The organism is Streptomyces sp. NBRC 110035 (genome assembly GCF_000829695.1).
GTDB lineage: Bacteria > Actinomycetota > Actinomycetes > Streptomycetales > Streptomycetaceae > Streptomyces.
In genome coordinates this window covers 123,796-148,983 of sequence record NZ_BBNN01000024.1, presented here as the reverse complement: position 1 = coordinate 148,983, position 25,188 = coordinate 123,796, and the positions used below count along the sequence as shown (strand labels likewise).

Sequence of the window (25,188 nt, the reverse complement as noted above, 5' to 3'; positions counted from 1 at the left end):
CGCGGGCGGCCCGCAACTCCTGCGGGGTGAAGCGCGTCAGAGGATCGCCCCAGGGGCGTACCCGGCGGCCTCCGGGTGCTGCTTGACGATCTCGTCGATACGGCCCACGACCGCGGTGACCTGGGCGCTTGCGGCACCCGTGAAGGACAGCCTGTCCGCCATCAGCGCGTCCAGGGCGGGCCGGTCGAGCGGGATCCGCTCGTCGGCCGCGAGCTTGTCGAGCAGGTCGTTGCGCTCGGCGCCCTGCTCCCGCATCGCGAGGGCCGTGGCAACGGCGTTCTCCTTGATCGCCTCGTGCGCGACCTCACGGCCGACACCCGCGCGCACCGCGCCCATCAGCACCTTGGTGGTGGCCAGGAACGGCAGGTAGCGGTCCAGTTCCCGGGCGACGACCGCCGGGAACGCACCGAACTCGTCGAGCACCGTCAGGAACGTCTCCAGCAGCCCGTCGAGCGCGAAGAACGCGTCGGGAAGCGCCACCCGGCGCACCACCGAGCAGGACACGTCGCCCTCGTTCCACTGGTCGCCCGCCAGCTCCCCGGTCATCGAGGCGTAACCGCGCAGGATCACCATCAGGCCGTTGACGCGTTCGCAGGAACGGGTGTTCATCTTGTGCGGCATCGCCGACGAGCCGACCTGGCCCGGCTTGAAGCCCTCGGTGACCAGCTCGTGCCCGGCCATCAGCCGGACCGTCTTCGCCAGCGACGAGGGTGCCGCCGCCAGCTGCACCAGCGCGGTCACCACCTCGTAGTCCAGCGACCGCGGGTAGACCTGGCCGACCGAGGTGAACGCCTCGGCGAAGCCCAGGTGCCCGGCGACCCGCCGCTCCAGCTCCGCGAGCCGGTCCGCGTCGCCGCCCAGCAGGTCCAGCATGTCCTGCGCCGTCCCGACCGGGCCCTTGATGCCCCGCAGCGGATAGCGGCCCAGCAGCTCCTCCAGCCGGCCGTACGCGACGAGCAGTTCGTCGGCGGCGGTGGCGAAGCGCTTGCCGAGCGTGGTGGCCTGGGCCGCCACGTTGTGCGAGCGGCCGGCCATGACCAGCTCGCCGTACTCACCGGCCAGCCTGCCGAGCCGGGCGAGCACCGCCACCGTACGGTCGCGCATCAGCTCCAGCGACAGCCGGACCTGCAACTGCTCCACGTTCTCGGTGAGGTCGCGGGAGGTCATCCCCTTGTGCACGTGCTCATGCCCGGCGAGGTCGTTGAACTCCTCGATCCGCGCCTTCACATCGTGCCGGGTGACCTTCTCGCGCTCCGCGACGGAGGCCAGGTCGACCTGGTCGAGGACCCGCTCGTAGTCGGCGATCGCCGACTCCGGCACCTCGACGCCGAGGTCCTTCTGCGCCCGCAGCACGGCGAGCCAGAGCTGCCGCTCGAGCCTCACCTTCTGCTCGGGGGACCAGAGCGTGGCGAGCTCGGCGGAGGCGTAACGTCCGGCGAGGACGTTCGGGATACGGGGCTTGGCGGGCTCAGCAGTCACGTGCACGGAGTTTACTGGTGATTCGTGCAGGTCGGTGCCGCGGGGTGATCTGGAGGAAGCTACGAGGCGAGGCGGCGGCCCGCCGTCACCGCAGGTCGTACGGCAGCAGCTCGGGGCGCTTCGGCGGGAGGCCGTCGCCCGAGGAACGGCCGGTGAGACGGCGGCCGATCCACGGCAGCAGGTACTGCCGCGCGAACCGGGCGTCCGCGACCCGCCGCTCCGTCCAGCCGGGCGGCAGCGAGGCCGGCGGGGGCAACTGCCACTCGGGATCCTCGGGTGGGTGGCCCAGGGTCTGCCACACGGCTTCCGCGACCCTGCGGTGCCCGTCTCCGGTCAGATGCAACCGGTCCACGTCCCACAGCCGCTGATCGCCGAGCGAGGGCGCCCCGTACAGGTCGACGACCAGCGCGCCGTGCCGCTCGGCCAGCTCGTCGACACAGGTGAACAGCGCCTCCATGCGCGGCCGGAACCGCTCCTGCACGGGGCCCTGGCGGGCCGGGCTGCGCATCAGCACCAGCTGCTTGCAGTGCGGGGCCAGCCGCTCCACCGCCTCGGTCAGCAGATCCCGCACCGCGACCATGTCGCACTTGGGCCGCAGCGTGTCGTTCAGCCCGCCGACCAGGGTGACCACGTCGGCCCGCATGGCCGCGGCGGCGTCCACCTGCTCGTCGACGATCTGCCGGATCAGCTTGCCGCGCACCGCGAGATTGGCGTACCGGAAGCCGGGCGCGACGGCCGCCATCCGCGCCGCGAGGACGTCGGCCCACCCCCGGTACGTGCCGTCGGGCAGCAGGTCCGACATGCCCTCGGTGAAGGAGTCGCCGACCGCGACCAGGCTGGTGTGAGTGGGGTTCGTCCGCATGGCGACAGAGATGATAGCCCGTGCACATACCCGTCGGTCGGTCGGCTCCCTCCCCGCCCGGTCCCCGCTCAGGCCCGCTGGCCGAACAGTTTCTGCAGGACGTCCTCCATCGTCACCAGGCCCGCCAGCCGTCCGTCCGACCCGAGCACGGCCGCCAGATGCGTACGGCTGCCGCGCATCGCGGTGAGAACGTCGTCCATCGGCGTGCTCTCCCGCACCCGCGCGATGGAGCGCATGTCCCGCAGCAGGAACGGCATGTCACGCGGCGAGGCGTCGAGAGCGTCCTTCACGTGCAGGTAACCGACGATCCGCCGGCCCTCGTCCACCACCGGGAAGCGGGAGTACCCGGACTCGGCCGAGAGCGCCTCCAGTCCTTCGGGGGTGACACCCACGCGCGCGTAGACCACGCTCTCCAACGGCAGCACCACATCCCGCACCGGCCGGCGGCCGAGCTCCAGCACGTCGTTCAGACGCTCCTGCGCACGGTCGTCGATCAGACCCGCCTCGCCGGAGTCCTTCACCATCTGCGCCAGCTCCGCGTCGGAGAAGGTCGCCACGACCTCGTCGCGCACCTCGACCCGCAGCAGCCGCAGCAGCGCGTTGGCGAAGGCGTTGATCGTGAAGATCACCGGGCGCAGCGCCCGGGACAGTGCCACCAGCGGCGGTCCGAGCAGCAGCGCACTGCGCACGGGCTCCGCGAGCGCGATGTTCTTCGGCACCATCTCGCCCAGCAGCATGTGCAGATACGTCGCGAGCGACAGGGCGACCACGAAGGACACCGCGTGCCCCGCGCCGTCCGGCACGCCCATCGCGTGGAACGCCGGCTCCAGCAGATGCGCGATGGCCGGCTCCGCGACCACACCGAGGACCAGGGTGCACAGCGTGATGCCGAGCTGCGCGGCCGCCATCAGGGCGGAGACGTGCTCGAGGCCCCACAGCACGTTCTTGGCGCGCCGGTCGCCCTGGTCGGCGTACGGCTCGATCTGGCTGCGGCGCACCGAGATCAGCGCGAACTCGGCACCCACGAAGAAGGCGTTGACGACCAGCGTCGCCAGGCCGATCAGCAGCTGTACGGCGATCATCGCCGGACCTCCTTCTCACGCGTCGTGCCGTGTCCCCTGCCGGCCGTCCGACCGTCCGGCTCGGCGGCCGACCCGGCACCGGACCGCTCGTCCCCCGCGTCCTGGGGGTGCGGGTCGGGGAGCGGCGCGTGCAGCAGTACGCGTGCCGCGCGACGGCCGGTCGCGTCCAGCACTTCCATCCGCCAGCCGACGACCTCCAGCGTGTCGCCGACGGCGGGGATCCGGCCCAGCTCGGTGGCCACGAGCCCGGCCAGGGTCTCGTACGGCCCGTCCGGCGCGCGCAGGCCGACCCGCGCCAGCTGGTCCACGCGCGCGGAACCGTCGGCGGAGAACAGGTCGTGCCCGCCCTCGTCCGAACCCGTCCGGGCCAGGTCGGGGGTCTCGTGCGGGTCGTGCTCGTCGCGGACCTCGCCGACGACCTCCTCGACGATGTCCTCCAGCGTGGCCACGCCCGCCGTGCCGCCGTACTCGTCGATCACCACGGCCATGGTGCGCCGACCGGAGAGCCGGTCCAGCAGCCGGTCCACGGTGAGCGATTCCGGGACCAGGAGCGGCTCGCGCATCATCTCCGACACGGGGACCCGGGCCCGGCGCTCGGCGGGCACCGCCAGTACGTCCTTGACGTGCGCGGTGCCGACCACCGAGTCGAAGGTGCCGCGGTACACCGGGAACCGGGACAGCCCCGTCGCCCGAGTGGCGTTCGCCACGTCCTCGCAGGTCGCCTGGACCTCCAGCGCGACGACCTGGACGCGCGGGGTCATCACGTTCTCCGCGGTGAGGTCGGCGAGGTTCAGGGTGCGGACGAACAGCTCCGCGGTGTCGGCCTCCAGGGCGCCCTCCTTGGCGGAGTGCCGGGCCAGGGCCGCCAGCTCCTGGGGGCCGCGTGCGGAGGCGAGTTCCTCCGCGGGCTCCACACCGAAGCGGCGCACGATGCGGTTCGCCGCGTTGTTCAGATGCGTGATGAAGGGGCGGAAAGCGGCGCTGAACCAGCGCTGCGTGTTGCCCACGTTCCTGGCGACGGCCAGCGGCGACGAGATCGCCCAGTTCTTGGGCACCAGTTCGCCGACCACCATCAGGAAGACGGTCGACAGGGCCGTGCCGAGCACCAGTGCCAGGGAACTCGCCACCGACGCGGAGATGCCGACGGCCTCCAGGGGGCCGGAGATCAGCGCGGCGATCGACGGCTCGGCGAGCATGCCGACCACCAGATTGGTGACCGTGATGCCGAGCTGCGCCCCGGAGAGCTGGAAGGTCAGGTTCCGTACGGCCTTGAGGGCACCTGCGGCGCCCCGGTCACCGCGCTCCACGGCCCGCTCGAGGTCGGACCGCTCGACCGTGGTGAGGGAGAACTCGGCCGCGACGAACGCGCCGCACGCGAGGGAGAGCAGGATCGCCACCAGAAGAAGGAGCAGCTCGGTCATCGGGTCACCTCCGTCCCGCGGCCGGACGGGAAGCGAACGAGTGCACGATGCGATGTGCTGCGACGTCGGGTACTTCGATGCCGCTTTCTACTGGGAGGCTCGCCCATGGGCGGACGCACACAACCTTTCATGGAGGACCGAGTGACCCACCCAGAGTAAAGGACCGCCCAAGGTCACCTGCGAGATCGTCCACCGCCCGCAGGCACGCTCAGAACCTGCCGTCCGGGGCGTTGCCCGGGAGCGGCTCGACCCGGCGCGTCAGTGTTCCCCGGTCACGTACCCGGCGGCGCCCCACGCCCGGTGCGCGGTCCCGTTGCGCCGCAGCACCATGGCGTCCGCGCGGCGCGCCCGTACGCGCGGGTCACCCGCGCGGGTCACTCGTGCGCGATCGCCTCCAGGACGTTCATCCGCGACGCGCGCAGGGCCGGCAGCAGTGCCGCCGCGATGCCGACCACCGCCGCACCGATGACGACGGCCACGATGGTTCCCCAGGGAATCGCGAGCGCGGTCATGCCCTGCAGCGCCAGCACCTGCTGTGTGCAGACGCCCCACACCAGCCCCAGCGCGAGACCCAGCACCGCGCCGAACACGGCGATCACCACCGACTCCAGCCGGATCATCCGCCGCAGCTGCCGGCGGCCCAGTCCGATGGCCCGCAGCAGCCCGATCTCCCGGGTGCGCTCCACCACCGACAGCGCCAGGGTGTTGACCACGCCGAGCACCGCGATGACGATCGCCAGCCCCAGGAGGGCGTAGACGAGGTACAGCAGGACCGCGATCTGGTCGTGAACGAGGTCCTTGTAGTCGGTCTGATCACGTGCCTGGACCTGTGGATACGGGTCGAGCGTCGTCGCCAGCCGGTCGCGGAGCTCCTCCGCGCCCGTGCCGTCGGCGGCGTTCACGTACAGCGCTGAGTCCTGCCCGCCGGGCACGTGCTTCTCGACCGTCGCGATGCCGAAGAACAGCCCGCCCCGGATGCCGAGGCCCTCGCCGCCCTCCATGTCGGTGAGGGCGCCCACGGTCAGCTCGGTGCGCTGCCCGCCAGGGAACTCGACCGGGACCACACTGCCCGTCCGGACGCCGTGGTCCGCGGCGAAGCCGGCGTCCATGGCGATGCCGCCGTCGGCCAGGGCGGCCGACGTGTCGCCGCTGGTGTACGTGACCCGGGCGACGTCGTCGACCCGCTCGTCGTACCCGGCGGCGGTCGTCTCGATCCGCTCCCCGTCCGGCAGTTGCACCGCCACCGGCGCGAACCGCTGCCGCACGACGACGCCCACACCGTCCGTGTCCCGCACCCGGTCGGTGACCTCCTGGGGGAAGGGCAGGAAGTTGGCGTTCTGAACGACGAAGTCGGCGCCCAGCGTCCTGTCGATCTGCTCGTCGAAGGAGCGGGAGACGGAGGCCCCGGCCACCGACATACCGCCGACCAGGGCGAGCCCCACCATCAGCGCGGCAGCGGTGGCACCCGTACGGCGGGGATTGCGCAGGGCGTTGCGCCGGCTCATCCGGCCCACCGGCCCGTACAGGGCGGGGAAGGCCCCGCCCAGCACCTGGATCACCGGCCGCACCAGCAACGGACCGGCGACGACCGTCGCGATCAGGGTGAGAACGACCCCGAGCCCCAGCAGGGAGGCAGCCGGCCCCGTTTCGGTGGAGACGGCGCAGCCCACGAGGGCGGCCGCGCCGAGCACCCCGACCACGGAGCCCGCCATCGCGCGGATCCGCAGCGGCCGGCCCACCCCGGCGATCTCGGCATCGGCGAGGGCGGCCATGGGAGACACGGCCGCCGCGCGGCGGGCCGGCAGATACGCGGCCACGAAGGTGACCCCGACCCCGACCACGTACGCCGTGACGGGTGTGGCCCGTCCGACGACCATCTCCGTGGTCTTCAGGTTCATGCCGAAGGCGCTCATCAGCCGGATCAGTCCGTAGGCGAGTGCGATGCCGGCCGCGAGGCCCAGCGTCGAGCCGATCAGGCCGAGCAGCACCGCCTCGGTGAGCACCGAGCGGCGCACCTGACGCCGGTCGGCGCCGAGCGCCCGCAGCAGCCCGAGCTCGCGGGTGCGCTGCGCGATCAGCATCGAGAAGGTGTTGACGATCAGGAATATGCCGACGAGCACCGCGATCCCGGCGAAGCCGACCATCACGTACTTGATCACGTCGAGGAACCCGCCCAGCTCCTCGGCGGCCGTCGCGGCCTGTTCGTCGGCCGTCTCCACCTGGTAGGTGCCGGCGCCGAGCACCTCGGTGACCCGGCGCCCGAGCTCCTCGTCACTCACGCCCGGCGCCGCCTCGACCGCGATGCTCGTGGCCCGGTCCGCGGAGCCCAGCAGCGCGGCGGCGGCGACCTCGGGGTCGAGGAAGAGGAGGGCTGTGCCCGGGTTCGTGGTGGTGAAGGTGGCGATCCCGACGATCTCGACGCGGAAGGTGCCCGGCTGCGCCTGCACCGACAGGGTGTCACCGATCGCCACGTCCTCGGCGTCGGCCGTGTCCGCGTCCAGTACGGCCTCCCCGGCACCGCGCGGGGTGCGGCCCGAGGTCAGCTCCACGACGCTGCGTTCGTGGGCGTACCAGTCCACCGCGAGGGTGGGCGCGCCGGTCGTCGGGCCCACCGGCTCGTTGTCGCTGTCGACGACCGTGATGTTCCCGGCCTCGACGTCGGGGCGGGCGGACTCGACCCCGTCGGTCCCGGCCAGCCGTTCGGCGAGGGAGGCGGGCACGGTGCGGACCTCGCCGGTGGGTACGGCCGCGTCCAGGTCGTCCGGGGGAGAGACCGTCACATCGGCGGAGGCGGAGGCGAAGAGCCGGTCGAAGGTACGGGAGACGGTGTCCGAGAAGATCAGGCTGCCCGCGACGAACGCCACGGACAGGACGACGGCCAGCGCGGACAGCAGCAGCCGTCCCTTGTGCGCGAGGAAGCTCCTGAGCGTCGCCTTCAGCACGGTCTCAGTCCTTGCCGTCCTTGTCGTCCTTGCCGGGGGCCGGCTCGGCGGGTACGGCACCCCCGGCGGCGGAGCCGGCAACGGGCGCGGTGCCGGGGGCGCCGCCCGGTGCCGGTCCGCCGCCGCCGACCTGGGCGCGGATGACGTCGAACCGCTTCATCCGGTCGAGCACCGCCTGCGCCGTGGGCCGCTCCATCTCGTCGACGATCCGCCCGTCGGCCAGGAACAGCACCAGGTCGGAGTGGGTGGCGGCGCCCGGGTCGTGGGTGACCATCACGACGGTCCGGTTCAGCCGGTCCACGGCCTCGCGCAGAAACCCGAGCACCTCCAGTCCGGTACGCGAATCGAGGTTGCCGGTCGGTTCGTCCGCGAAGATCAGCTCGGGCCGGGAGGCCAGCGCCCGCGCACAGGCCACGCGCTGCTGCTGGCCACCGGACAGCTGAGCCGGCCGGTGCCGCAGCCGGTCCCGCAGGCCCAGCGTGTCGATGACCTGGTCCAGCCACTTCTCGTCGGGCTTCCGGCCCGCGATGTCCATGGGGAGCGTGATGTTCTCCAGCGCGTTCAGCGTCGGGACGAGGTTGAACGACTGGAACATGAACCCGATCCGGTCCCGGCGCAGACGCGTCAGCTCACGGTCCTTCAGCCCCGTGATCTCGGTGTCGCCGAGCCACACCTGTCCGGCCGAGACGGTGTCGAGCCCGGCCAGGCAGTGCATCAGCGTCGACTTCCCCGACCCCGACGGGCCCATCACCGCCGTGAACCGGCCGCGCACGATGTCCACGTCCACCGCGTCCAGGGCGAGCACGGTCGTCTCGCCGGATCCGTAGGCCTTCGTCAGGCCGCGGGCGCGGGCCGCGACCGAGTCGGCCGACGCGAGGCCGGGGGCATGTTCCGCAGCGGGTGTGGACAAGACCGCCTCCTCCGTGTGGACACCGGGCCGTGCCGGTCATGGTGGTCGAGCCCGAGGGTAGTGTGATGGCGCCCACACCGGATATCCCCCGTAGGTGCAGAACCGTGTCATTTCGGTGTAAAGGGTATCTTTGCCGTCTCCGTCGACCCTTGCCGGTGCTAGCGCCGGCGCGCTAGCTTCAAGGTATGGCGAAGACCCAGCTGAACGTACGCGTGGACGAGGGCACCGCCCGAGCGGCGCGGGAACGCGCCCTGGCCCGCGGGATGAGCGTCAACCGCTACATCGAGGAACTGGTCCGACAGGACGCCGGTGAGGCCGGCCGCACCTTCGTGGAGGCCGCCGCCGACTTCATGAAGCAGTACGAGACCGTCTTCGCCGAGGAGTTCGACGCAGGTGCGCCCGCCCGCGCCACGCCGCGGGCGGGGGAGGACGGCGAAGGCTCGCGCGAAGGTCGCCGCTGATCCCTTGGACAACCTGCGCATCGACCTCGCCTGGCTGCTGATGCTCGCCGAGCGGCAGACTCCGGGGGACCCCCAGGTCACCGACTGGGGAGCTCTCGTCGCCGCCGTCGCGCGTCACGAGGCCGAGATATTCGACGTCCCCGTCTACGGTAGCCCGCATGCCCGCGCCGCCGCCCTGCTCCAACTTCTGCTCCACGTGCCCGCGCTGGAACGCTCCAACGCCCTGTTCGCCTCCGCCGTCGCGTACGCCTACCTCGTCGCCAGCGGGCTGAAGGTCGTCACCTCGCCGGAACAGGTTCGCGATCTGGCCCGGCTGGTCAAGAACGGCGAGGCCTCCGTGGACGACATCGCCGCCGAACTGCGCGGCTGGAGCGAGTGAGCGGCCGGAGTGCCGGAGCAGGCGGGCAGCCGGAGCCGGTGATCAGCGCCTGTCCGTCGCCGCGTCGCCCGACGGCCGCCAGGCGGTGCCCAGCACGCAGTACGACGTCGGCAGCGCGGGCCCGTTCTCCGGCATCAGCGTCCGCCGGTACGGGCCGAGTTCGAAGCCCGCCTCCCGCAGCGCGCCGACCGGCTCCCGCGCCACGTGACAGCCCCCCGTCAGCAGCGGCCACACCGTCCGGTCCAGAGCGTGCTGGGTGAAGCGCATGACCCGGCCGCCGCCCCGCCCGTGCTCGAAGAACCGCACCTCACCCCCCGGCCGCAGCACCCTCCGGAGCTCCGCGAGCGACCGCGGCACGTCCCGCACACTGCACAGGACCAGGGAGACCACCGCCGCGTCGAACGCCTCGCTCTTGACCGGCAGCGCCTCCGCCGCACCCGGCGCGACGTCCACCGGGACGGCGGCACGCAGGGCGGCCTCCACGGCGAGCCTGCGCAGCACCCGCTCCGGTTCGATGGCGACGACCTCCGAGACGGTGTCCGGGTAGTGCGCGAAGTTGAGGCCGTTGCCCGCGCCGACCTCGATCACCCGACCGGACAGCCCGCCGAGCAGCCGCCGGCGGACCGAGGTCATGCCCGCGCGGGTCTCGGCGGCCTCACTGAACCGGGCGTAGCAACGGGCGAACAGCGGGTGGTGCACGGGATCCCGCGCCACTTTCGCGGAGCCGGCGGACATGGGGCCTCCCTGTCTGGACGAACCCGGGAGCCGAGGCAGGTCACGAGGGCCCCGCTTCCCGCAGGACGGGCCCCGGGCCGACCGGGGCCCTCCCGTGATTGTCCCCTGTGAGCACCCCGCGCACCCCTCGCGCCGGCGCCCGGAGCACAGGGCCCGCGCGGGGGATCAGGCGGCCTCCCGCCCCCGGAACGCCGCCGCGTCCCACGTGCCGTCCAGCCGCGCCGCCAGCCACCCGGGTGCCGACGTCCGGAAGCCGGCCGGGGCGAGGGCCGCCGCGCCGGCCGGCACCGCGCCCAGCAGCGGTACCCCCGTCACCTCCGGCAGGTCCCGCAGGTTGCAGCGCTCGGCCAGACCGGGCTCCGCGGGCCAGCTGCCGATCACCACGCCCGCAGGAGTGAGTCCGCGCGAGCGCAGTTCACGGGTCGTCAGGTCCGTGACGTTCAGGGTGCCGAGACCTGCCGCCGCCACCACCAGCACCGGCGCCGACAGCAGCGCCGCCGCGTCCGCCAGCGTCCCGCCGTCCTCGTCGAACCGCACGAGCAGCCCGCCCGCGCCCTCCACCAGCACCAGATCGTGCTCGGCGGCCAGCTCGGCGGCGGTCTCGGCCACGTCGTGCGGACGCACCGGCGCCCGGCCCGCCCGGCGGGCGGCGGTGGCGGGCGCCAGCGGGTCGGGATACCGGGCCAGTTCGGCGGCCGTGACGGCCCCGGCGAGCCGCACGACCTCCTCGGCGTCCCCGGGCTCGTCCGGCCGCACCCCGGTCTGGGCCGCCTTCAGCACGGCCACCGACCGGCCGGCCCCGAGCGCCGTCGCGGCGACCGCGGCCGTCACCACCGTCTTCCCGACCTCGGTGCCCGTGCCCGTGATCACCAGCACCGGCATGTCATCCCTCCTCGGCCGCCGCGCACACCGCGTCCGCGATCCGGGCCACATCCGTGTCGCCGGTGACGTACGGCGGCATGGTGTAGATCAGATCCCGGAACGGCCTCAGCCACACGCCCCGGCGCACCGCCGCGCGCGTGGCCGCCTCCATGTCCACCGCGCGATCGAGCTGGACGACGCCGATGGCGCCGAGGACCCGCACGTCACGGACGCCCGGCAGCCCGGCCGCCGGCGCCAGCCCCTCCCGCAGGCCCGACTCGATGCGCCTGACCTCCGCGGGCCAGTCCTGCCCGAGCAGCAGCTCGATCGAGGCGCAGGCCACGGCCGCCGCCAGCGGGTTGCCCATGAACGTCGGACCGTGCGCCAGCACCGGCACGTCGCCGCGCGAGATGCCGTCGGCCACCCGGGCGGTGCACAGCGTCGCCGCCATGGTCAGATAGCCGCCGGTCAGCGCCTTGCCCACGCACATCACGTCCGGGGTCACCGCCGCGTGCCCGGCCGCGAACAGCGTGCCCGTGCGCCCGAACCCGGTCGCGATCTCGTCGAACACCAGCAGCACGTCGTGCGCGTCGCACGCCTCGCGCAGCACCCGCAGATACGCGGGGGAGTGGAAGCGCATGCCGCCCGCGCCCTGCACCACCGGCTCGACGATCACGGCCGCCAGTTCGCCGGCGTGCCGCCCGATCAGCTCCCGCAGGTGCTCGGCGTACGACTCCTCGTACTCGGCGGGCGGGGCCTTCGCGAACACCTGCTCCGGGAGCACCCCGGTCCACAGCTCGTGCATCCCGCCCTCGGGATCGCAGACCGACATCGGCTGCCAGGTGTCGCCGTGGTAGCCGCCCCGCCAGGTCAGCAGCCGCCGCTTCCCGGGCCGCCCGAGCGAACGCCAGTACTGCAGGCACATCTTGACGGCCACCTCGACCGACACCGAGCCCGAGTCGGCGAGGAAGACATGCTCGAGGCCGTCGGGTGACATGTCGACAAGGAGCTTCGTCAGCCGGACGGCGGGCTCGTGCGTGAGCCCGCCGAACATCACATGACTCATCCGCCCCAGCTGGTCGCACACGGCCTCGTTCAGCACGGGGTGGCTGTAGCCGTGGATCGCCGACCACCAGGACGACATCCCGTCGACCAGTTCGCCCGAGCCGTCGGCGAGCCGCAGCCGCACCCCGCTCGCCGACTCCACGACGAGGGGGTCCCCGCGGCCGGGCATGGGCCCGTACGGATGCCAGACATGCCGCCGGTCCAGCTCGAGAAGCTCGGGTACGGACCGTTCAGGCATTGGGTGCGAGATCCGTTCCGGCACCCCGCCGGCGGACGGCGACGAGACCGGTACGCGGTTCGCCGGCCCGGCCCGTCCCCTCGCTCGCCGTCCCCGGACCCGCGTCCGCTCCCGTGTCCACGCACGCCCCGGCGCCGGAGGACGCCGGCCCGCACCCGCCACCGCCCTCGTGCGATCCGCATCCGCCACCCCCGTCGGGCGACCCGCATCCGCCGGCACCCGCGCCCGCCCGGTGTGCGGGCAGTGTCACGCGGTCGGTGCCCTCCACCTCGAACCCGGCGTCCGCGATCATCTCCAGGTCGGCCCGGCCCGCCTGGCCCTCACTGGTGAGGTAGTCACCGAGGAAGACCGAGTTGGCCAGATGCAGCGCGAGCGGCTGCATCGTGCGCAGATGCACCTCCCGGCCGCCCGCGATCCGTACCTCGGCGTCCGGGCACACGAACCGCACCATCGCCAGGATCCTGAGGCACCGCTGCGGGCTGAGGTTCCACTCCTTCGCGAGCGGCGTGCCCTCGAACGGGATCAGGAAGTTCACCGGCACCGAGTCCGGGTCCAGTGCGCGCAGCGCGAAGACCACGTCGACCAGGTCCGCGTCGCTCTCACCCAGGCCGGCGATCAGCCCGGAGCAGGCGGACAGACCGGCCGCGTGCGCCTTCTGCACGGTGTCCACGCGGTCGGCGTACGTGTGCGTGGTGGTGATGTCCCCGTAGGTGGCCTCGGAGGTGTTGAGGTTGTGGTTGTAGGCGTCCGCGCCCGCCTCGCGCAGCCGCTCCGCCTGGCCCTCGGAGAGCAGTCCGAGGCAGGCGCACACCTCGACGCCCTCGTTGCCCTCCTTGATCGCCCTGATGGTGTCGGAGACACGGTCCACGTCACGGTCGGTCGGACCACGGCCGCTGGCCACCAGGCACACCCGCTTGGCGCCGCCCGCCAGCCCGGCCGCGGCCGCGTCCGAGGCCTGCTCGGGCTTGAGCCAGGTGTACTTCAGGATGCCGGCCTCCGAGCCGAGCCGCTGGGAACAGTAGGAGCAGTCCTCCGGGCACAGGCCGGACTTGAGGTTGACCAGATAGTTGAGTTTCACCCGCCGCCCGAACCAGTGCCGCCGCACCTTCCCGGCCGCCGCCACCACGTCGAGCAGATCGTCGTCGGACGTCCCGAGGACGGCCAGCGCTTCCTCACGGGTCGGCGTCTCGCGCCGAAGCCCCTTGTCCACCAGCGTGTTCAGCAGGTCCATGGGAGCCGATCCTGTCCTATTCCGCCGTCCCGGCCAAGGAGGGTTCGTACAACAGAGGCGCTGACGGCTGTGGGCATGGCCACACAGTGGTCCGCCGACCGTCCCGCTAGTGTCTGTCCATTGCCTACAAAGCCACCGGAGGACCCATGGCGTTCGGATGGATCGACGAGCAGGCGGCGCTGCGCCGCAGGGCCGGGCTCGTACGGACCCTGCGCCCGCGGGCCGCCGACGCACCGCTCCTCGATCTGGCGAGCAACGACTACCTGGGCCTGGCCCGGCATCCGGAAGTGGCCGAGGGCGCGGCGCGGGCGGCGCGGACCTGGGGCGGCGGGGCCACCGGGTCCCGGCTCGTCACCGGCACCACCGAACTGCACACCGAGCTGGAAGGTGAACTGGCCGACTTCTGCGGCTTCGAGGCGGCCCTCGTCCTCTCCTCCGGCTACGCGGCCAACCTCGCCGCCGTCACCGCGCTGGCCCCGCACGGCTCGCTGATCGTGTCCGACGCGGGCAACCACGCCTCCCTGATCGACGGCTGCCGGCTGGCCCGGGGCAGGACGCAGGTCGTGGCGCACGCCGACCCCGACTCCGCGGGCAAGGCGCTGAGCGGGCACGACGGAGCCGCCGTGGCCGTGTCCGACACGGTCTTCTCGGTCGACGGGGACGCCTCCCCGCTCGACGCGCTGGCCGAGGTGTGCCGTGAACACGGCGCGGGACTCGTGCTCGACGACGCCCACGGTCTCGGGGTGCTCGGCGACGGCGGACGCGGCGCCGCGTCCGCGGCGGGGCTCGCCGGCGCGGGGGACGTCGTGGTGACGCTCACGCTCTCCAAGTCGCTCGGCAGCCAGGGCGGAGCCGTGCTCGGTCCGGCACGGGTCGTCGAGCATCTGGTCAACACAGCCCGGACGTTCATCTTCGACACGGGCCTCGCCCCGGCGGCCGCGGGCGCCGCGCTCTCGGCCCTGCGGCTGCTGCGCCGTGAACCGGGGCGTGCGGCCCGGGCGGGCGCGGTGGCGCGGGACCTGCACCACCGGCTGACGGCCGCGGGCCTCGAAGCCGTACGTCCCGACGCCGCGGTCGTCTCCGTGCGTGCCCCGTCCCCGGAGCAGGCCGTGCGATGGGCGGCCGACTGCCGGGCGGCCGGCCTGTCCGTGGGCTGCTTCCGTCCTCCTTCCGTGCCCGACGGCATCTCACGGCTCAGACTGACCGCCCGCGCGGACCTCTCCGGGGCCGAGATCGAACGCGCTGTACAGGTGATCGGCGAGACGCGGCCATGAGTCGGCGAGGCACGGCCGTGAGTCGCCCGACGACGGAGGGTCGAGTGCGAGCGGGTGCCAAGGAGCGGCAGGTCAGTGAACCGCGGCCATGAACTTCGTCCAGCTCCCGGGGGAGATGAGCAGCGCGGGTCCGTCCGGGTCCTTGGAGTCGCGCACGGCGAGCAGTCCGGCACCGGGGCCGGTGGCGGGCCGGGCCGTCTCGACGCAGTTGTTCGCGCCCGTGCTGTGGCTGCTGCGCAGCCACAGCACACCGTGCAGGTCGGTGCTGGAGGGAAGGGTCCGAGGCGGTGCGGGCATCGTGCCTCCTTACACGCCGGCAGCTGTCCCGGCGATGAAATCCAACGAGTCCTCGGGTGAAAGGGCGTGGACCGAAAGCGCGTGGAAAGCCTCCGAGTACACCCGGAGGTCTTCTTTCCGCTCCAGATAGAGGCTACTCGTCAAGTGGTCGAGCACTACAACATCCAGATCGGAAGTGCGCGAAAATGAGAAGATTACGAAAGGACCAGTGACGCCGATGTGTGCCCCGGCAGTGAACGGCAGTACCTGAAGCCGCACTTGGGGGAGGCGTGCCGCCTCCACGAGCCGTTCCAGCTGGCGGGTCATGACGCCGGGGCCGCCCACCTGCCGGCGCAGCACCGCCTCGTCCAGGACCGCGCTGAATCCCAGCGGTGGGTCCGCCCGCAGGACGTCCTGCCGGGCCAGCCGCACCTCCACCAGTGTGTCCAGCCGCTCCTCCGAAGCATCCTCCAGCGCCGCCTCCGTGACGGCCCGCGCGTACTCCGGTGTCTGCAGCAGCCCGGGAACCACGGTGGTCTCCAGTGTGCGCATCGCGCTGGCCTGGGACTCCAGACTGATGAAGTCCCGGTAGGTGGGCGGCAGTACACCCCGGTACGCATGCCACCAGTGGTGCCGTCCGCCGCTGTCGTCCGACCCCGCCAACACCATGAGCAGCTCCCGCACCTGAGGGTCGGTCAGGTCGTAGGCGTCGAGCAGTAACCGCACATCGGCCGGTTTCACCCCGCTCGTGCCCGTCTCGATTCGGCTCACCTTCGACTGGTGCCAGCCCACCAGCCGGGCTGCCTCACCACTGGTGAACCCCGCCGATGTGCGCAGCGAGCGCAGTTCGGCGCCCAGTTTCCGGCGGCGCACCGCGGGACCGTGCTGCATCATGGCTTCCCCCTTACTCCCTCAGGGCCACCCGTATACGGTCTCCCGTCGCAGAGTTCACCGCTTTGAGCGACAGATATATGCATATCTTGGCCGTATCGTCGCCGACGGTCCGTGGTGATGGCAGTCTGACGACGAAGCGCCAGTGCGGGACCGTACTCGACAGCCGCTCCGTGTCGGACTGCGGTCCCGTGGAAAGGGACGACATCGCCATGGCAGACCACCGGGAAGCATCCATCACTCTGCCGAGCGATCCTGCCTCGGTCTCCGCGGCCCGCGCCCATGTGGTGGGCGCGCTGGCGGGGTGGGGCGTGCCGGAGGACACCGAAGTGTCCGACACCGTCCGGCTGATCGTGTCCGAACTCGCGACCAACGCCGTGCAGCACACCCGGGGGCAGTCGCCCACGTTCACCGTGGACGTCGCCCTCGCCCGCGACGGCCGGCTGTGCATCGGGGTCACCGACAGCCACCCGAGGTTCCCCAGACGGCTCCCCGCCGCGGTCCAGCAGGACAACGGCCGGGGGCTGGTCATCATCCGCTGGCTGACCGCGGAATGCGGCGGCAGGATGAGGGTCCGCCCCACCAGGGAGGGTGGAAAGACCGTCTCCGTCGTCCTCCCGTGGACCGTCCCCGCCGAGCCGGTCACGGCGGTCGAGGCGGCAGGCCGGCAGGAACCGTAGGGGCCACGGCAGGAACGCGGGCGAGGTGGAGGAGCGAGCAGAGAGGGACCGGAAGGAGGGCCAAGAGGGGACCGGGAAGCGGGCCTGCTCATCCGTTCGGGCGATGTGCAGATCCTCGAGCCGCCACGCCGGTGTGTTGTCCGGGTGCCGTTCGGCGTGTCCGGCGGGGCGGCGGCAGGGGGGTACCGCCGCCCTCGCGGATCACTTCACCCGGCCGTACCAGACGCTGTTGGTCCAGATCTTCTGCAGGCGCACCACATCCCCGGTCTTCGGGGCGTGCCAGAGCTTGCCCTGGCCCGCGTAGATGCCCACGTGGTAGACGTTCCGGCCCGAATGGAAGAAGACCAGGTCCCCCGCCTTGCGGTTCGAGGCGGAGACGTGGCGGGTCTTGTTGTACTGCTGGGCCGCAGTACGGGGCAGTGCCTTGCCTGCCTTCTTGAACGAGTAGAGGGTCAGTCCGGAGCAGTCGAAGCGGCTCGGCCCGGTGGCGCCCCAGCGGTAGGGCGCGCCCTTCTTGGACGCCGCGACCTGGAGGGCTTTGGTGGCCGTGGTCGAGGCCGAGGCCTCCGGGGCGGTGCCCGGGAGGACGATCGAGCCGCCCACGGCGGCGAGGGTGAGGGCCGAGGCCGTACCGGCCCTGGCCATGAGAGACGGGACACGATTGAGCGCGGTCATGCGCAACCCTTCGTCAGCCGCCTGTGAAGGATGACCTGTCGGATTCGGGCTGGCGAAGTTGCCCGGCCGCACGAGTGCGGCTTCACCCCAAGGGCTGCTCGGCTCGGGAGTCGAACTCCCGTTCCGGCGACCCGTCGTGCCTGGGTCCTCCACTCCTGCCGATCCACTCCTGTCGACCGGTCATCCGGGCGGCGGCAGGACTCGGCGTCCGCCCGGATCGCCCCGCCGCGGTGGCGGGGCCTTGTCGTCAGTGAGCGATCTTGGCAACCGCCGGTCCGAAATCCCAACTGAACCGGGTATTTGTGTTGTTACTCACCACTCATCCGTTCGGGTGGACAGCCTCGCGTCCGGGCCGAGGTCCGGAGTGCCGAGGAGTCCCGGACCAGCATCGCAGTGGCCTGTTCCGGTGCGTGGCCACGCGTGGTGCGCAACCGTGGCGGTCCGAAAAGAAGTGGTTCGCCTACGCCGGTTGGTGGTACCCCTTTTGGTCCGTTTCGCCTCGGGTGCGGACGTGTTGCCGACGCCGACCGCGGTGGGACCGGTACGGGCGTCAACTGCCGGAGCCCGGCGGCAGCGTGACCCGGGCCGTGCGCCGGCCGCCGTCCAGTACCCGCAGGGCCCGGGCCGGGTGGCGGCGTGCAGTTCGGTCCCGCCGCGCCGGTGTACGGAGGTGAGCGCGTCGTCGCGACCCGGCACGGAAAGCCTCTCGTCGCCCTCGTGTCCGCCGACGACCTGCGACGACTCGACCGGCTCCGGGAACTCGACGAGGGCCGGGAGCCCGTCGACGAGCAGGTGGTCGGCACGGTGGCCGGTGTCCACGGGACGGCCGCGTCCGCTCCCCGCGAACAGCAGCGCTTCGGCATCGCCGCGGAACACCGCGGAACAGCCGCGTCGTAGGAGGTCCTGAGAGCCGGAGTCCGGTGGACGAGCGGTGAGGGGCGGCCGGAGTCGTCCGGCCGCCCCTCACCGCTCGTCCACCGGGCGGTTCAGCTCCGGGGCAGCCGCGGGAGCCGGCGCTTCTCCTGCGCCTTGCGCTCGGTCTCCTCCGCCTTGGCGACGGCCGCGTACTGGTCGACGTATTCCTGCCCGGACAGCTTCAGAATGGCGTACATGATCTCGTCGGTGATCGCACGCAGGACCGCCCGTTCCTCCTCCATGCCTTCGTAGCGGGAGAAGTCGAGGGGCTCGCCGAAGCGGATCACCACGGGATGGACGCGGGGGACGACCTTGCCGGGCGGCTGGGCCTCGAAGGTGCCGATCATCGCGCAGGGAACCACCGGGACACCGGCCGTGAGGGCCATCTTCGCGACCCCGACCTTGCCCTTGTACAGGCGCCCGTCGTGCGATCGCGTGCCCTCCGGATAGATGCCGAGCAACTCCCCCTTGCCCAGGACTCCGAGGCCCTCCCGGATCGCGGCCTGCCCTGCCTCCTTGCCGGAGCGGTCGACCGGGATCTGGCCCGCGCTGTGGAAGAAGAACGCCGTCAGCCGGCCCTTGATGCCCGGGCCGGTGAAGTACTCGGCCTTGGCGAGGAAGGTGATACGCCGTTTGAGGATCGCGGGCATCAGGAAGTGGTCCGAGAACGACAGATGGTTGCCGGCGACGATGCCGGCACCGGACGACGGCACATGCTCCAGGCCCTCTATTCGAGGCCGGAAGACCAGTCTCAGCAGCGGGCCCAGCAGTACATATTTCAGCAGGTAGTAGAACAAGGGGCGCGCTCCTCGACTCCGTCGGACGGGCCCAGCGGCGTGTTGCAGCAGGTCAACCGGCACGTCGTGGGGTTGTCAGTGTAGGTCGGGGCGGGCCTGTCCGGCACCATGTGCGACAGGCCCGGGGCAGGCCGGACCGAGCCCGCGGTACGGCTGAACACCCTTCGGCGCACGAACCGGTGAGGACGCGTGCCGCCGCGGTTTCCCCCGGCCCGCTCCACGGGCCGAGTACCCCTGAGTGAGCTCCTTCCCCGAGCTCTCGGCTTCACTCGAGCAGGGGAGACCCCATAGGCTCCGGACCATGCGGATCTCCGTCTCCTCCGACATGGACGAACCCGTGGCCCGCGCCCTGCTCGCCGAACTGCGCGAGCGCGGCCACGAGGTGAGCGTGCACGGTGCCCTGAGTCCCGGGAGCGACGCACGGTGGGCGTTCTGCTCCGAGGCTGCCGCCCGCGACGTCGCCGACGGGACCGCGGACCAGGCGGTGGTGTGCTGCTGGACCGGCACGGGAGCCTCGATCGCGGCCAACAAGGTTCCGGGCGTACGGGCGGCCCTGTGCACGGACGCCTACACCGCGGACGGCGCACGCCGCTGGAACGACGCCAACGTGCTGGCGCTCGGGCTGCGGCTCACGTCCGAGCCGCAGCTGAGGGAGATCCTCGACGCCTGGTTCGCCCCGGTGTCCGGCCGGGACGAGGAGGACCGGCACAACGTGGACCGGCTGACCCTGCTCGACGGCACACGGCCCACCACCGGCTGAACCGTCACAGCCGGACGACGATCAGCGCGCTGTCGTCGGTGGCGCCGCCGGGCGACGGCTCCAGCGGCACGGCGTCCGCCGGCGACTTCGGATCCCGCGTCCGGTGGCGGCGCAGCGACCCGCAGAGGCGGAACAGGCCGGTGTCGATGTCCTCCCGGCGCCGTTCGGCCAAACCGCCGGTGCAGAGCACAAGGGCCGCCCCGGCGTGAGTGTGGTCGTCGCCTCGGGCCTCGGCGCCGGTTCGGGGAGCGCGTCGAGCGGGTGACCGGTGCCCCGGTCGAGGAACTCCCCCCGCCCCTCGCGGCGGACCGGCAAGGAGGGAGACGGCCGGCGCCGCCGTACGCGACGGTGTGCCGGCCGAGGCCGACGAAGGCGGTGACCCCGCCGCGGACTCGACGCCGTCGACCACGTGCGCGTAGCGGCCCAGCAGTTCCTCACGGGACCTTCCGGTCCCTTCCGGGAAGGCCGCGCCGACGTCCGCGTACACGGGATCCGGGGCGAGGACCGCCACCATTGCGGGCAGGGTGGGGCGGCGGCTCGGGAGACGTGCGATGCCGGCGGCGTCAGCCGACGGGAAGGTCGTCCGGGCCGGTCAGCGACATCTCGGCCCAGATGACCTTCCCGTCGGGAACGAAACGGGTGCCCCACCGCTGGGCGAGCTGGGAGACCAGCAGCAGCCCGCGCCCGCCCTCGTCCATGGCGCGGGGATGACGCAGATGGGGTGTGGTCGCCCCGCCGTCGAACACCTCGCAGACCAGCGCACGCTCCCGGATCAGCCGCAGCCGGACGGGGCCGGCGGCGTGCCGGATGGCGTTGGTGACCAGTTCGCTGACGACCAGCTCCGTGGTGAAGACCAGCTCGTCCAGGTCCCAGTGGCCCAGCTGCCGGGTGGCCGTCCTGCGGGCCTCGGCCACCACGGCCGGATCCGCCGGCAGGTCCCAGACCGCCACCTGGCCGGCGTCCAGGAGCCGGGTACGGGCCAGCAGCATGGCCACGTCGTCGTACGGGCGGGCCGGTACCAAAGCGTCCACCACCGCCCGGCACCGCTGCTCCAGGGAGTCCGGAGCCGCTCGCAGCGCCTGCCGCAGCCGCTCCCGGCCGGGGTCCGCGTCCCCGGTTCCGTTCCCGGCCGCGTCGTTTCCGCCGGGGACACCGGCCAGCAGACCGTCGGTGTGCAGGACGACCGTGCTGCCCTCGGCCAGGGGCAGCTCCACCGCTTCGAACGGTGGACCGCCCACGCCGAGCGCAGGCCCCGCCGGCAGTTCGACGAAGCCGACCGAGCCGTCGGGCGCCACCAGGACGGGCGCGGGATGGCCTGCGGCGGCCATCGCGCACCGCCCCTCGACCGGGTCGTAGACGATGTACAGGCAACCGGATCCCACGGACTGGCCGTAGGCCGCCGCCGGCTCGGTCTCCCCCTCGCCCGCCGACTGAGACACCAGGTCGTCCAGATGCCCCAGCACCTCCTCGGGAGGCAGGTCCAGCGCGGCCAGGGTCCGTACGGCGGTCCGCAGCCGGCCCATCGCGGCGGCGGCGTCGATACCGTGCCCGGGGACCTCGCCGACGACGAGGGCGACACGGGCACCGGACAGCGGGATCAGGTCGTACCAGTCGCCGCCCAGACCGGTCAGCTCGTCGGCCGGGCGGTAGCACGCGGCCACCTCCACGGCGTCCTGCTCGGGGAGCCGGTGGGGCAGCAGACTGCGCTGCAGCACGAGCGCCGCGTTCCGCTCCCTGGTGTAGCGCCGGGCGTTGTCCACACAGACCGCGGCGCGCGAGACGAGGTCCTCGGCGAGGTTCGAGTCGTCCTCGCTGAAGGGGTCCCGGCGGCGCCGGAAGAACACGGTGATGCCCAGGGTGACACCCCGGGCGCGGATCGGCACGATCATCACACTCTGCAGCCCCAGCTCCAGGAACGTGGCCTCCCGGAGGCCGGGCCTGCTCTCGGCCCACTCCAGGGCGAGCGGATCGAGCTGTTCCTGACGCCAGGTCCTGCCCGTGGTCAGGCAGCGGACCGGCGGTGAACCGGGCAGATAGGAGACCGGCGCGCCGATGTCCCGGACCGTGCGCGGCAGATCCTCGTACACGGACCGGTGGCCCGCGCCGAGCAGCGGCACCCTCTCCGTCTCCGCGAGCGGGCCCGGCGGGAGCTCGGCGCCCCGGAGCACCGTCTCCAGAAGGTCCACGGTCACGAAGTCCGCGAGGTCCGGGACGGCGACGTCGGCCAGCTCCTGCGCGGTGTGCATGATGTCCAGGGTGCGGCCGATGTGCCGGCCGGCCCGGTCGAGCAGCGCGAGGCGCTGGCGCGCGCGGTGCCGGTCGGTGATGTCGACGACGCTGTAGTAGACGCCCATCGGGTTGCCCCGGTCGTCGTCGAGCCGGGTGAACGACAGCATGTGCGCGGTTTCCCGCAGCGGCGCCGAACGGGCCCAGCCGACGTGTTCGAAGCCGACCACCGACTCGCCGGTCTCCAGGACGTGGCGCATCCGCGCCTCGACGGCCTCGGCGTCCAGTCCGGGCTGGACATCGGCGAACCGCAGACCCAGCCGCCGCCGCGCGGGGCCGCCGCCGAACTGCTCGAGCGCGGTGTTCGACCACACGTACTGCAGGTCCGTGTCCACGATCGCGAGCCCGATCGCCGATCCGGAGACCATCTGCTCCAGCATCGTGCGGCTCATGTCCCAGCCTGAGGAGCCGGCCAGCTCCGACAGCAGCACCAGCAGGGACGAGCGGCCACGCGGCTCCACGGTCCGCAGCACTCTGACCATGACGGGGACCACGTGTCCGTCCCGGTGCCGGGCCGTCATCAGGCCGGCCCACCCGTCGTCGGCCCGGCAGCGCCCGACCAGTTCCGGCACCCGCTCGGCGTCCTCGGCGGTCAGCAGATCGGACAGTTTCCCGCCCACCGCCTCGGCCGCCGTGTACCCCAGCAGCCGCTCGGCCGGGCCGGTCCAGTTCGTCACCACGCCCTGCGGATCGAGCAGCAGGGGAGCGGCGTCGGCCACGTCGAATCGTCGCCGGGCAACGTCCTGCTCCCCGTGTCCGCCCACGTGTCCGCCCACGGCCGACCTCTCTGTCGCTGAGAGTGGTCTACCACCTCTTGTCCCCATCTTCACCCGGGAACCGGGCAGCGGGCTTCCCGGGCGAGGCGGGGACCGGTGAAAACGGCCGGACGGGCGGACGCGGACGGGGGCAGGCCGGGGCCGGGTCAGCCGCCCTGGCCCAGCACCTTCCCCAGGGTCCCCAGGGCATCCTGGAGTTCCTCGCCCCGGACGGTGAGCGGCGGGGCCAGCCGGATGGTGGACCCGTGGGTGTCCTTGACCAGGACTCCCTCCCGCATCAGCCGCTCACTGACCTCACGGCCGGTGCCGAGCGCCGGGTCCACGTCGACACCCGCCCACAGCCCGCGCGAGCGGAAACCGACGACGCCCCGGCCGACCAGCGACTCCAGCCCGTCGCGCAGCACCACGCCCAGTTCCGCCGCCCGGCGCTGGAACTCGCCCGTCTCCAGCAGCTCCACCACCGCCGTACCGACGGCCGCGGCCAGCGGATTGCCGCCGAACGTCGATCCGTGCTCCCCGGGGTGCAGTACCCCGAGCACCTCGCGCCGGGCCACCACCGCCGACACCGGGACGATGCCGCCGCCCAGCGCCTTGCCGAGCAGCACCATGTCCGGGACGACCGACTCGTGGTCCACGGCCAGCGTGCGCCCCGTACGGCCGAGTCCCGACTGGATCTCGTCCGCGACGAACAGGCACCCCGCGCGGCGCGTCAGCTCCCGTACGCCCGCCAGGTAGCCGTCGTCGGGGATGTTCACCCCTGCCTCGCCCTGGATCGGCTCGATCAGCACCGCGGCCGTCGTCTCGTCGACCGCCGCCTCCAGCGCCGCCAGGTCGTTGTACGGGACGATCCGGAAACCCGGGGTGAAGGGCCCGAAGCCGGCGCGGGCGGTCTCGTCCGTCGAGAAGCTGACGATGGTCGTGGTCCGGCCGTGGAAGTTGTCCGAGGCGACCACGATCGTCGCCTCGCCGGCCGGGACGCCCTTCACGTCGTAGGCCCACTTGCGGGCCACCTTCACCGCGCTCTCCACCGCCTCCGCGCCGGTGTTCATGGGCAGTACCATGTCCAGCCCGGTCAGCGCGGCCAGCCGCTCGGCGAACTCGGCGAGCCGGTCGTTGTGGAAGGCGCGCGAGGTCAGCGTGAGCCGGTCCAGCTGGCGGTGCGCCGCTTCGGTCAGTGCGGGATGCCGGTGGCCGAAGTTGAGCGCCGAGTAGCCGGCCAGCATGTCGAGGTAGCGGCGGCCCTCCACGTCCTCCACCCAGGCGCCCCGCGCGCGGGCGACGACCACGGGCAACGGGTGGTAGTTGTGCGCGAGCACCGGCTCCTCCGCGCCGATCAGCTCGGCGGACGAACGGGTACGGGCGGCAGAGGTCATGAGCGGATCTCCTGAGTGCAGCACTTGATCCCGCCGCCTGCCTTGTGGAACTCGGACAGGTCGACGGGAACGGGAACGTAGCCGCGGTCGGCGAGCCGCGCGGCGAGGGCCGTCGCCCCCGGTGAGACGAACACGTGGCGTCCGTCGGAGACGGAGTTCAGGCCGAAGGCCATCGCGTCCTCGCGGGTCGCGGTCACCGCGTCCGGATACAGCCGGGCCAGTACCTCACGGCTCCCCGGCGAGAACGCCTCCGGGTAGTACGCGATGTTCTCCTCGTCCAGCGCGAACAGCGCCGTGTCCAGGTGGTAGAAGCACGGATCCACCAGCGTCAGGCCGATCACGGGCACACCGAAGAACTCCTGTGCCTCGTGATGTGCCTCGCGGGCGGTGCGGAAACCGGTGCCGGCGAGGATCCAGCGCCCGGCGGGAACCAGGTCGCCCTCGCCCTCGCACACCGACTCGGGGCGGTGGACGTCGAAGCCCTCCGCCTTGAACCAGGTCTCGTAGGGCTCGGACTCGGGGCGCCGCTCGGGCGACAGGAACAGGGAGCCGAGGACACGGCCCCCGACGACGACCGCCGCGTTCGCGGCGAACACCATGTCGGGCAGGCCGGGTACCGGTTTCACGCTCTCCACGGTATGACCGTGGGCGCGGTAGACGTCGATCAGCGTGCGCCACTGCCGCTGGGCCAGGGCGAGGTCGACGGGACGGTCGGGACGCATCCAGGGGTTGATCGCGTACCGCACGGCGAAGTGTCCGGGGTCGCAGACGAGGTAGCGCCGTCGGGACGGCACACGGGTATCGGTCACAGAGGGGTGC

Annotated in this window: 24 protein-coding genes and 1 riboswitch; of the genes, 6 read left to right on the top strand and 18 right to left on the bottom strand. The window is 72.5% G+C overall.

Going from position 1 to position 25,188, the window contains the following annotated elements; translation table 11 throughout:
• Positions 1-36 precede the first annotated feature (36 nt).
• The 6 genes from purB to TU30_RS14675 form a co-directional block, all read right to left on the bottom strand.
• Positions 37-1,479: an adenylosuccinate lyase gene (purB, locus tag TU30_RS14700; RefSeq protein WP_042169671.1), complete on the bottom strand. Its 1,443-nt coding sequence runs from the start codon at positions 1,477-1,479 to the stop codon at positions 37-39.
• A gap of 85 nt (positions 1,480-1,564) precedes the next feature.
• Positions 1,565-2,341, bottom strand: a complete 777-nt coding sequence (locus TU30_RS14695; RefSeq protein WP_042169670.1) for an SGNH/GDSL hydrolase family protein — start codon at positions 2,339-2,341, stop codon at positions 1,565-1,567.
• 68 nt (positions 2,342-2,409) lie between these two features.
• Positions 2,410-3,423 (bottom strand): hemolysin family protein, encoded by a 1,014-nt coding sequence (locus tag TU30_RS14690; RefSeq protein ID WP_042169668.1) that lies wholly within the window; start codon positions 3,421-3,423, stop codon positions 2,410-2,412.
• On the bottom strand, positions 3,420-4,844 hold the full coding sequence (locus tag TU30_RS14685; protein WP_042169665.1) for a hemolysin family protein: 1,425 nt from the start codon (positions 4,842-4,844) through the stop codon (positions 3,420-3,422). The genes TU30_RS14690 and TU30_RS14685 overlap by 4 nt, the downstream gene beginning before the upstream one ends.
• A 374-nt stretch (positions 4,845-5,218) precedes the next feature.
• Positions 5,219-7,786: an ABC transporter permease gene (locus tag TU30_RS14680; RefSeq protein ID WP_042169663.1), complete on the bottom strand. Its 2,568-nt coding sequence runs from the start codon at positions 7,784-7,786 to the stop codon at positions 5,219-5,221.
• Between the two features lie 4 nt (positions 7,787-7,790).
• On the bottom strand, positions 7,791-8,696 hold the full coding sequence (locus TU30_RS14675; RefSeq protein WP_042169661.1) for an ABC transporter ATP-binding protein: 906 nt from the start codon (positions 8,694-8,696) through the stop codon (positions 7,791-7,793).
• Between the two features lie 185 nt (positions 8,697-8,881).
• Here TU30_RS14675 and TU30_RS14670 point away from each other — a divergent pair, with 185 nt between their 5' ends.
• Together TU30_RS14670 and TU30_RS14665 are read left to right on the top strand one after the other, a co-directional pair.
• Complete coding sequence (locus tag TU30_RS14670) at positions 8,882-9,157, top strand: hypothetical protein (RefSeq protein ID WP_042169659.1); 276 nt, start codon at positions 8,882-8,884, stop codon at positions 9,155-9,157.
• A 4-nt stretch (positions 9,158-9,161) separates the two neighbouring features.
• Complete coding sequence (locus TU30_RS14665) at positions 9,162-9,536, top strand: hypothetical protein (RefSeq protein ID WP_042169655.1); 375 nt, start codon at positions 9,162-9,164, stop codon at positions 9,534-9,536.
• 42 nt (positions 9,537-9,578) lie between these two features.
• On the opposite strand, the gene TU30_RS14660 is transcribed toward TU30_RS14665, so the two are convergent.
• From TU30_RS14660 to bioB, 4 genes are all read right to left on the bottom strand, one after another.
• Entirely contained in the window at positions 9,579-10,271 is a 693-nt protein-coding gene (locus tag TU30_RS14660) for a class I SAM-dependent methyltransferase (RefSeq protein ID WP_042169652.1), read from the bottom strand.
• 165 nt (positions 10,272-10,436) lie between these two features.
• On the bottom strand, positions 10,437-11,153 hold the full coding sequence (bioD, locus tag TU30_RS14655; RefSeq protein ID WP_042169649.1) for a dethiobiotin synthase: 717 nt from the start codon (positions 11,151-11,153) through the stop codon (positions 10,437-10,439).
• A gap of 1 nt (position 11,154) precedes the next feature.
• Positions 11,155-12,435 carry an adenosylmethionine--8-amino-7-oxononanoate transaminase gene (locus TU30_RS14650; RefSeq protein WP_042169647.1) on the bottom strand — a complete coding sequence of 427 codons (1,281 nt, stop codon included), beginning with the start codon at positions 12,433-12,435 and terminating at the stop codon, positions 11,155-11,157.
• A complete protein-coding gene (bioB, locus tag TU30_RS14645; protein WP_042169643.1) occupies positions 12,428-13,666 on the bottom strand; it encodes a biotin synthase BioB in 1,239 nt (412 codons plus the stop codon). Before bioB ends, TU30_RS14650 begins: the two co-directional genes overlap by 8 nt.
• A 146-nt stretch (positions 13,667-13,812) precedes the next feature.
• Between bioB and TU30_RS14640 the strand changes: the two genes are divergently transcribed.
• Positions 13,813-14,940: an 8-amino-7-oxononanoate synthase gene (locus TU30_RS14640; RefSeq protein ID WP_042169642.1), complete on the top strand. Its 1,128-nt coding sequence runs from the start codon at positions 13,813-13,815 to the stop codon at positions 14,938-14,940.
• A gap of 72 nt (positions 14,941-15,012) precedes the next feature.
• On the opposite strand, the gene TU30_RS14635 is transcribed toward TU30_RS14640, so the two are convergent.
• Positions 15,013-15,237: a DUF397 domain-containing protein gene (locus tag TU30_RS14635; protein ID WP_042169641.1), complete on the bottom strand. Its 225-nt coding sequence runs from the start codon at positions 15,235-15,237 to the stop codon at positions 15,013-15,015.
• Between the two features lie 9 nt (positions 15,238-15,246).
• Entirely contained in the window at positions 15,247-16,107 is an 861-nt protein-coding gene (locus tag TU30_RS14630) for a helix-turn-helix transcriptional regulator (RefSeq protein WP_042169848.1), read from the bottom strand.
• 212 nt (positions 16,108-16,319) lie between these two features.
• Between TU30_RS14630 and TU30_RS14625 the strand changes: the two genes are divergently transcribed.
• The gene (locus TU30_RS14625) at positions 16,320-16,787 is read left to right on the top strand and encodes an ATP-binding protein (RefSeq protein ID WP_042169845.1); all 468 of its coding nucleotides are present in this window, start codon (positions 16,320-16,322) and stop codon (positions 16,785-16,787) included.
• 201 nt (positions 16,788-16,988) lie between these two features.
• On the opposite strand, the gene TU30_RS14620 is transcribed toward TU30_RS14625, so the two are convergent.
• The gene (locus tag TU30_RS14620) at positions 16,989-17,462 is read right to left on the bottom strand and encodes a C40 family peptidase (protein WP_042169639.1); all 474 of its coding nucleotides are present in this window, start codon (positions 17,460-17,462) and stop codon (positions 16,989-16,991) included.
• Positions 17,463-17,465: 3 nt separating this feature from the next.
• Positions 17,466-17,679, bottom strand: a riboswitch (cyclic di-AMP (ydaO/yuaA leader).
• A gap of 419 nt (positions 17,680-18,098) precedes the next feature.
• On the opposite strand from TU30_RS14620, the gene TU30_RS14615 reads away from it, so the two are divergent.
• Positions 18,099-18,359: a type II toxin-antitoxin system prevent-host-death family antitoxin gene (locus TU30_RS14615; protein ID WP_042169636.1), complete on the top strand. Its 261-nt coding sequence runs from the start codon at positions 18,099-18,101 to the stop codon at positions 18,357-18,359.
• Between the two features lie 89 nt (positions 18,360-18,448).
• On the opposite strand, the gene TU30_RS14610 is transcribed toward TU30_RS14615, so the two are convergent.
• Entirely contained in the window at positions 18,449-19,174 is a 726-nt protein-coding gene (locus TU30_RS14610; RefSeq protein WP_042169634.1) for a 1-acyl-sn-glycerol-3-phosphate acyltransferase, read from the bottom strand.
• Positions 19,175-19,475: 301 nt separating this feature from the next.
• Between TU30_RS14610 and TU30_RS14605 the strand changes: the two genes are divergently transcribed.
• Positions 19,476-19,934, top strand: coding sequence for an RpiB/LacA/LacB family sugar-phosphate isomerase (locus TU30_RS14605; RefSeq protein WP_042169629.1), 459 nt, complete (start codon positions 19,476-19,478; stop codon positions 19,932-19,934).
• 4 nt (positions 19,935-19,938) lie between these two features.
• On the opposite strand, the gene TU30_RS38295 is transcribed toward TU30_RS14605, so the two are convergent.
• The 4 genes from TU30_RS38295 to ddaH all read right to left on the bottom strand — a co-directional run bounded on the left by TU30_RS38295 (position 19,939) and on the right by ddaH (position 25,178).
• On the bottom strand, positions 19,939-20,106 hold the full coding sequence (locus TU30_RS38295) for a hypothetical protein (protein WP_158719316.1): 168 nt from the start codon (positions 20,104-20,106) through the stop codon (positions 19,939-19,941).
• A 391-nt stretch (positions 20,107-20,497) separates the two neighbouring features.
• Entirely contained in the window at positions 20,498-22,984 is a 2,487-nt protein-coding gene (locus TU30_RS14595; RefSeq protein ID WP_042169843.1) for a SpoIIE family protein phosphatase, read from the bottom strand.
• Between the two features lie 158 nt (positions 22,985-23,142).
• Positions 23,143-24,369, bottom strand: coding sequence for an ornithine--oxo-acid transaminase (gene rocD, locus TU30_RS14590; RefSeq protein ID WP_042169628.1), 1,227 nt, complete (start codon positions 24,367-24,369; stop codon positions 23,143-23,145).
• Positions 24,366-25,178 carry a dimethylargininase gene (gene ddaH / locus TU30_RS14585; protein ID WP_042169626.1) on the bottom strand — a complete coding sequence of 271 codons (813 nt, stop codon included), beginning with the start codon at positions 25,176-25,178 and terminating at the stop codon, positions 24,366-24,368. The genes rocD and ddaH overlap by 4 nt, the downstream gene beginning before the upstream one ends.
• Between the last annotated feature and the right edge of the window lie 10 nt (positions 25,179-25,188).

What these genes read in the sequence shown, in the direction of transcription:
- TU30_RS14695 (WP_042169670.1), bottom strand. Translation starts at nt 2,341, where the DNA reads ATGCGGACGAACCCCACTCACACCAGCCTGGTCGCGGTCGGCGACTCC.
- TU30_RS14690 (WP_042169668.1), bottom strand. Translation starts at nt 3,423, where the DNA reads ATGATCGCCGTACAGCTGCTGATCGGCCTGGCGACGCTGGTCGTCAAC.
- TU30_RS14685 (WP_042169665.1), bottom strand. Translation starts at nt 4,844, where the DNA reads ATGACCGAGCTGCTCCTTCTTCTGGTGGCGATCCTGCTCTCCCTCGCG.
- TU30_RS14670 (WP_042169659.1), top strand. Translation starts at nt 8,882, where the DNA reads ATGGCGAAGACCCAGCTGAACGTACGCGTGGACGAGGGCACCGCCCGA.
- TU30_RS14660 (WP_042169652.1), bottom strand. Translation starts at nt 10,271, where the DNA reads ATGTCCGCCGGCTCCGCGAAAGTGGCGCGGGATCCCGTGCACCACCCG.
- bioD (WP_042169649.1), bottom strand. Translation starts at nt 11,153, where the DNA reads ATGCCGGTGCTGGTGATCACGGGCACGGGCACCGAGGTCGGGAAGACG.
- TU30_RS14650 (WP_042169647.1), bottom strand. Translation starts at nt 12,435, where the DNA reads ATGCCTGAACGGTCCGTACCCGAGCTTCTCGAGCTGGACCGGCGGCAT.
- bioB (WP_042169643.1), bottom strand. Translation starts at nt 13,666, where the DNA reads ATGGACCTGCTGAACACGCTGGTGGACAAGGGGCTTCGGCGCGAGACG.
- TU30_RS14640 (WP_042169642.1), top strand. Translation starts at nt 13,813, where the DNA reads ATGGCGTTCGGATGGATCGACGAGCAGGCGGCGCTGCGCCGCAGGGCC.
- TU30_RS14635 (WP_042169641.1), bottom strand. Translation starts at nt 15,237, where the DNA reads ATGCCCGCACCGCCTCGGACCCTTCCCTCCAGCACCGACCTGCACGGT.
- TU30_RS14630 (WP_042169848.1), bottom strand. Translation starts at nt 16,107, where the DNA reads ATGCAGCACGGTCCCGCGGTGCGCCGCCGGAAACTGGGCGCCGAACTG.
- TU30_RS14625 (WP_042169845.1), top strand. Translation starts at nt 16,320, where the DNA reads ATGGCAGACCACCGGGAAGCATCCATCACTCTGCCGAGCGATCCTGCC.
- TU30_RS14620 (WP_042169639.1), bottom strand. Translation starts at nt 17,462, where the DNA reads ATGACCGCGCTCAATCGTGTCCCGTCTCTCATGGCCAGGGCCGGTACG.
- TU30_RS14605 (WP_042169629.1), top strand. Translation starts at nt 19,476, where the DNA reads ATGCGGATCTCCGTCTCCTCCGACATGGACGAACCCGTGGCCCGCGCC.
- rocD (WP_042169628.1), bottom strand. Translation starts at nt 24,369, where the DNA reads ATGACCTCTGCCGCCCGTACCCGTTCGTCCGCCGAGCTGATCGGCGCG.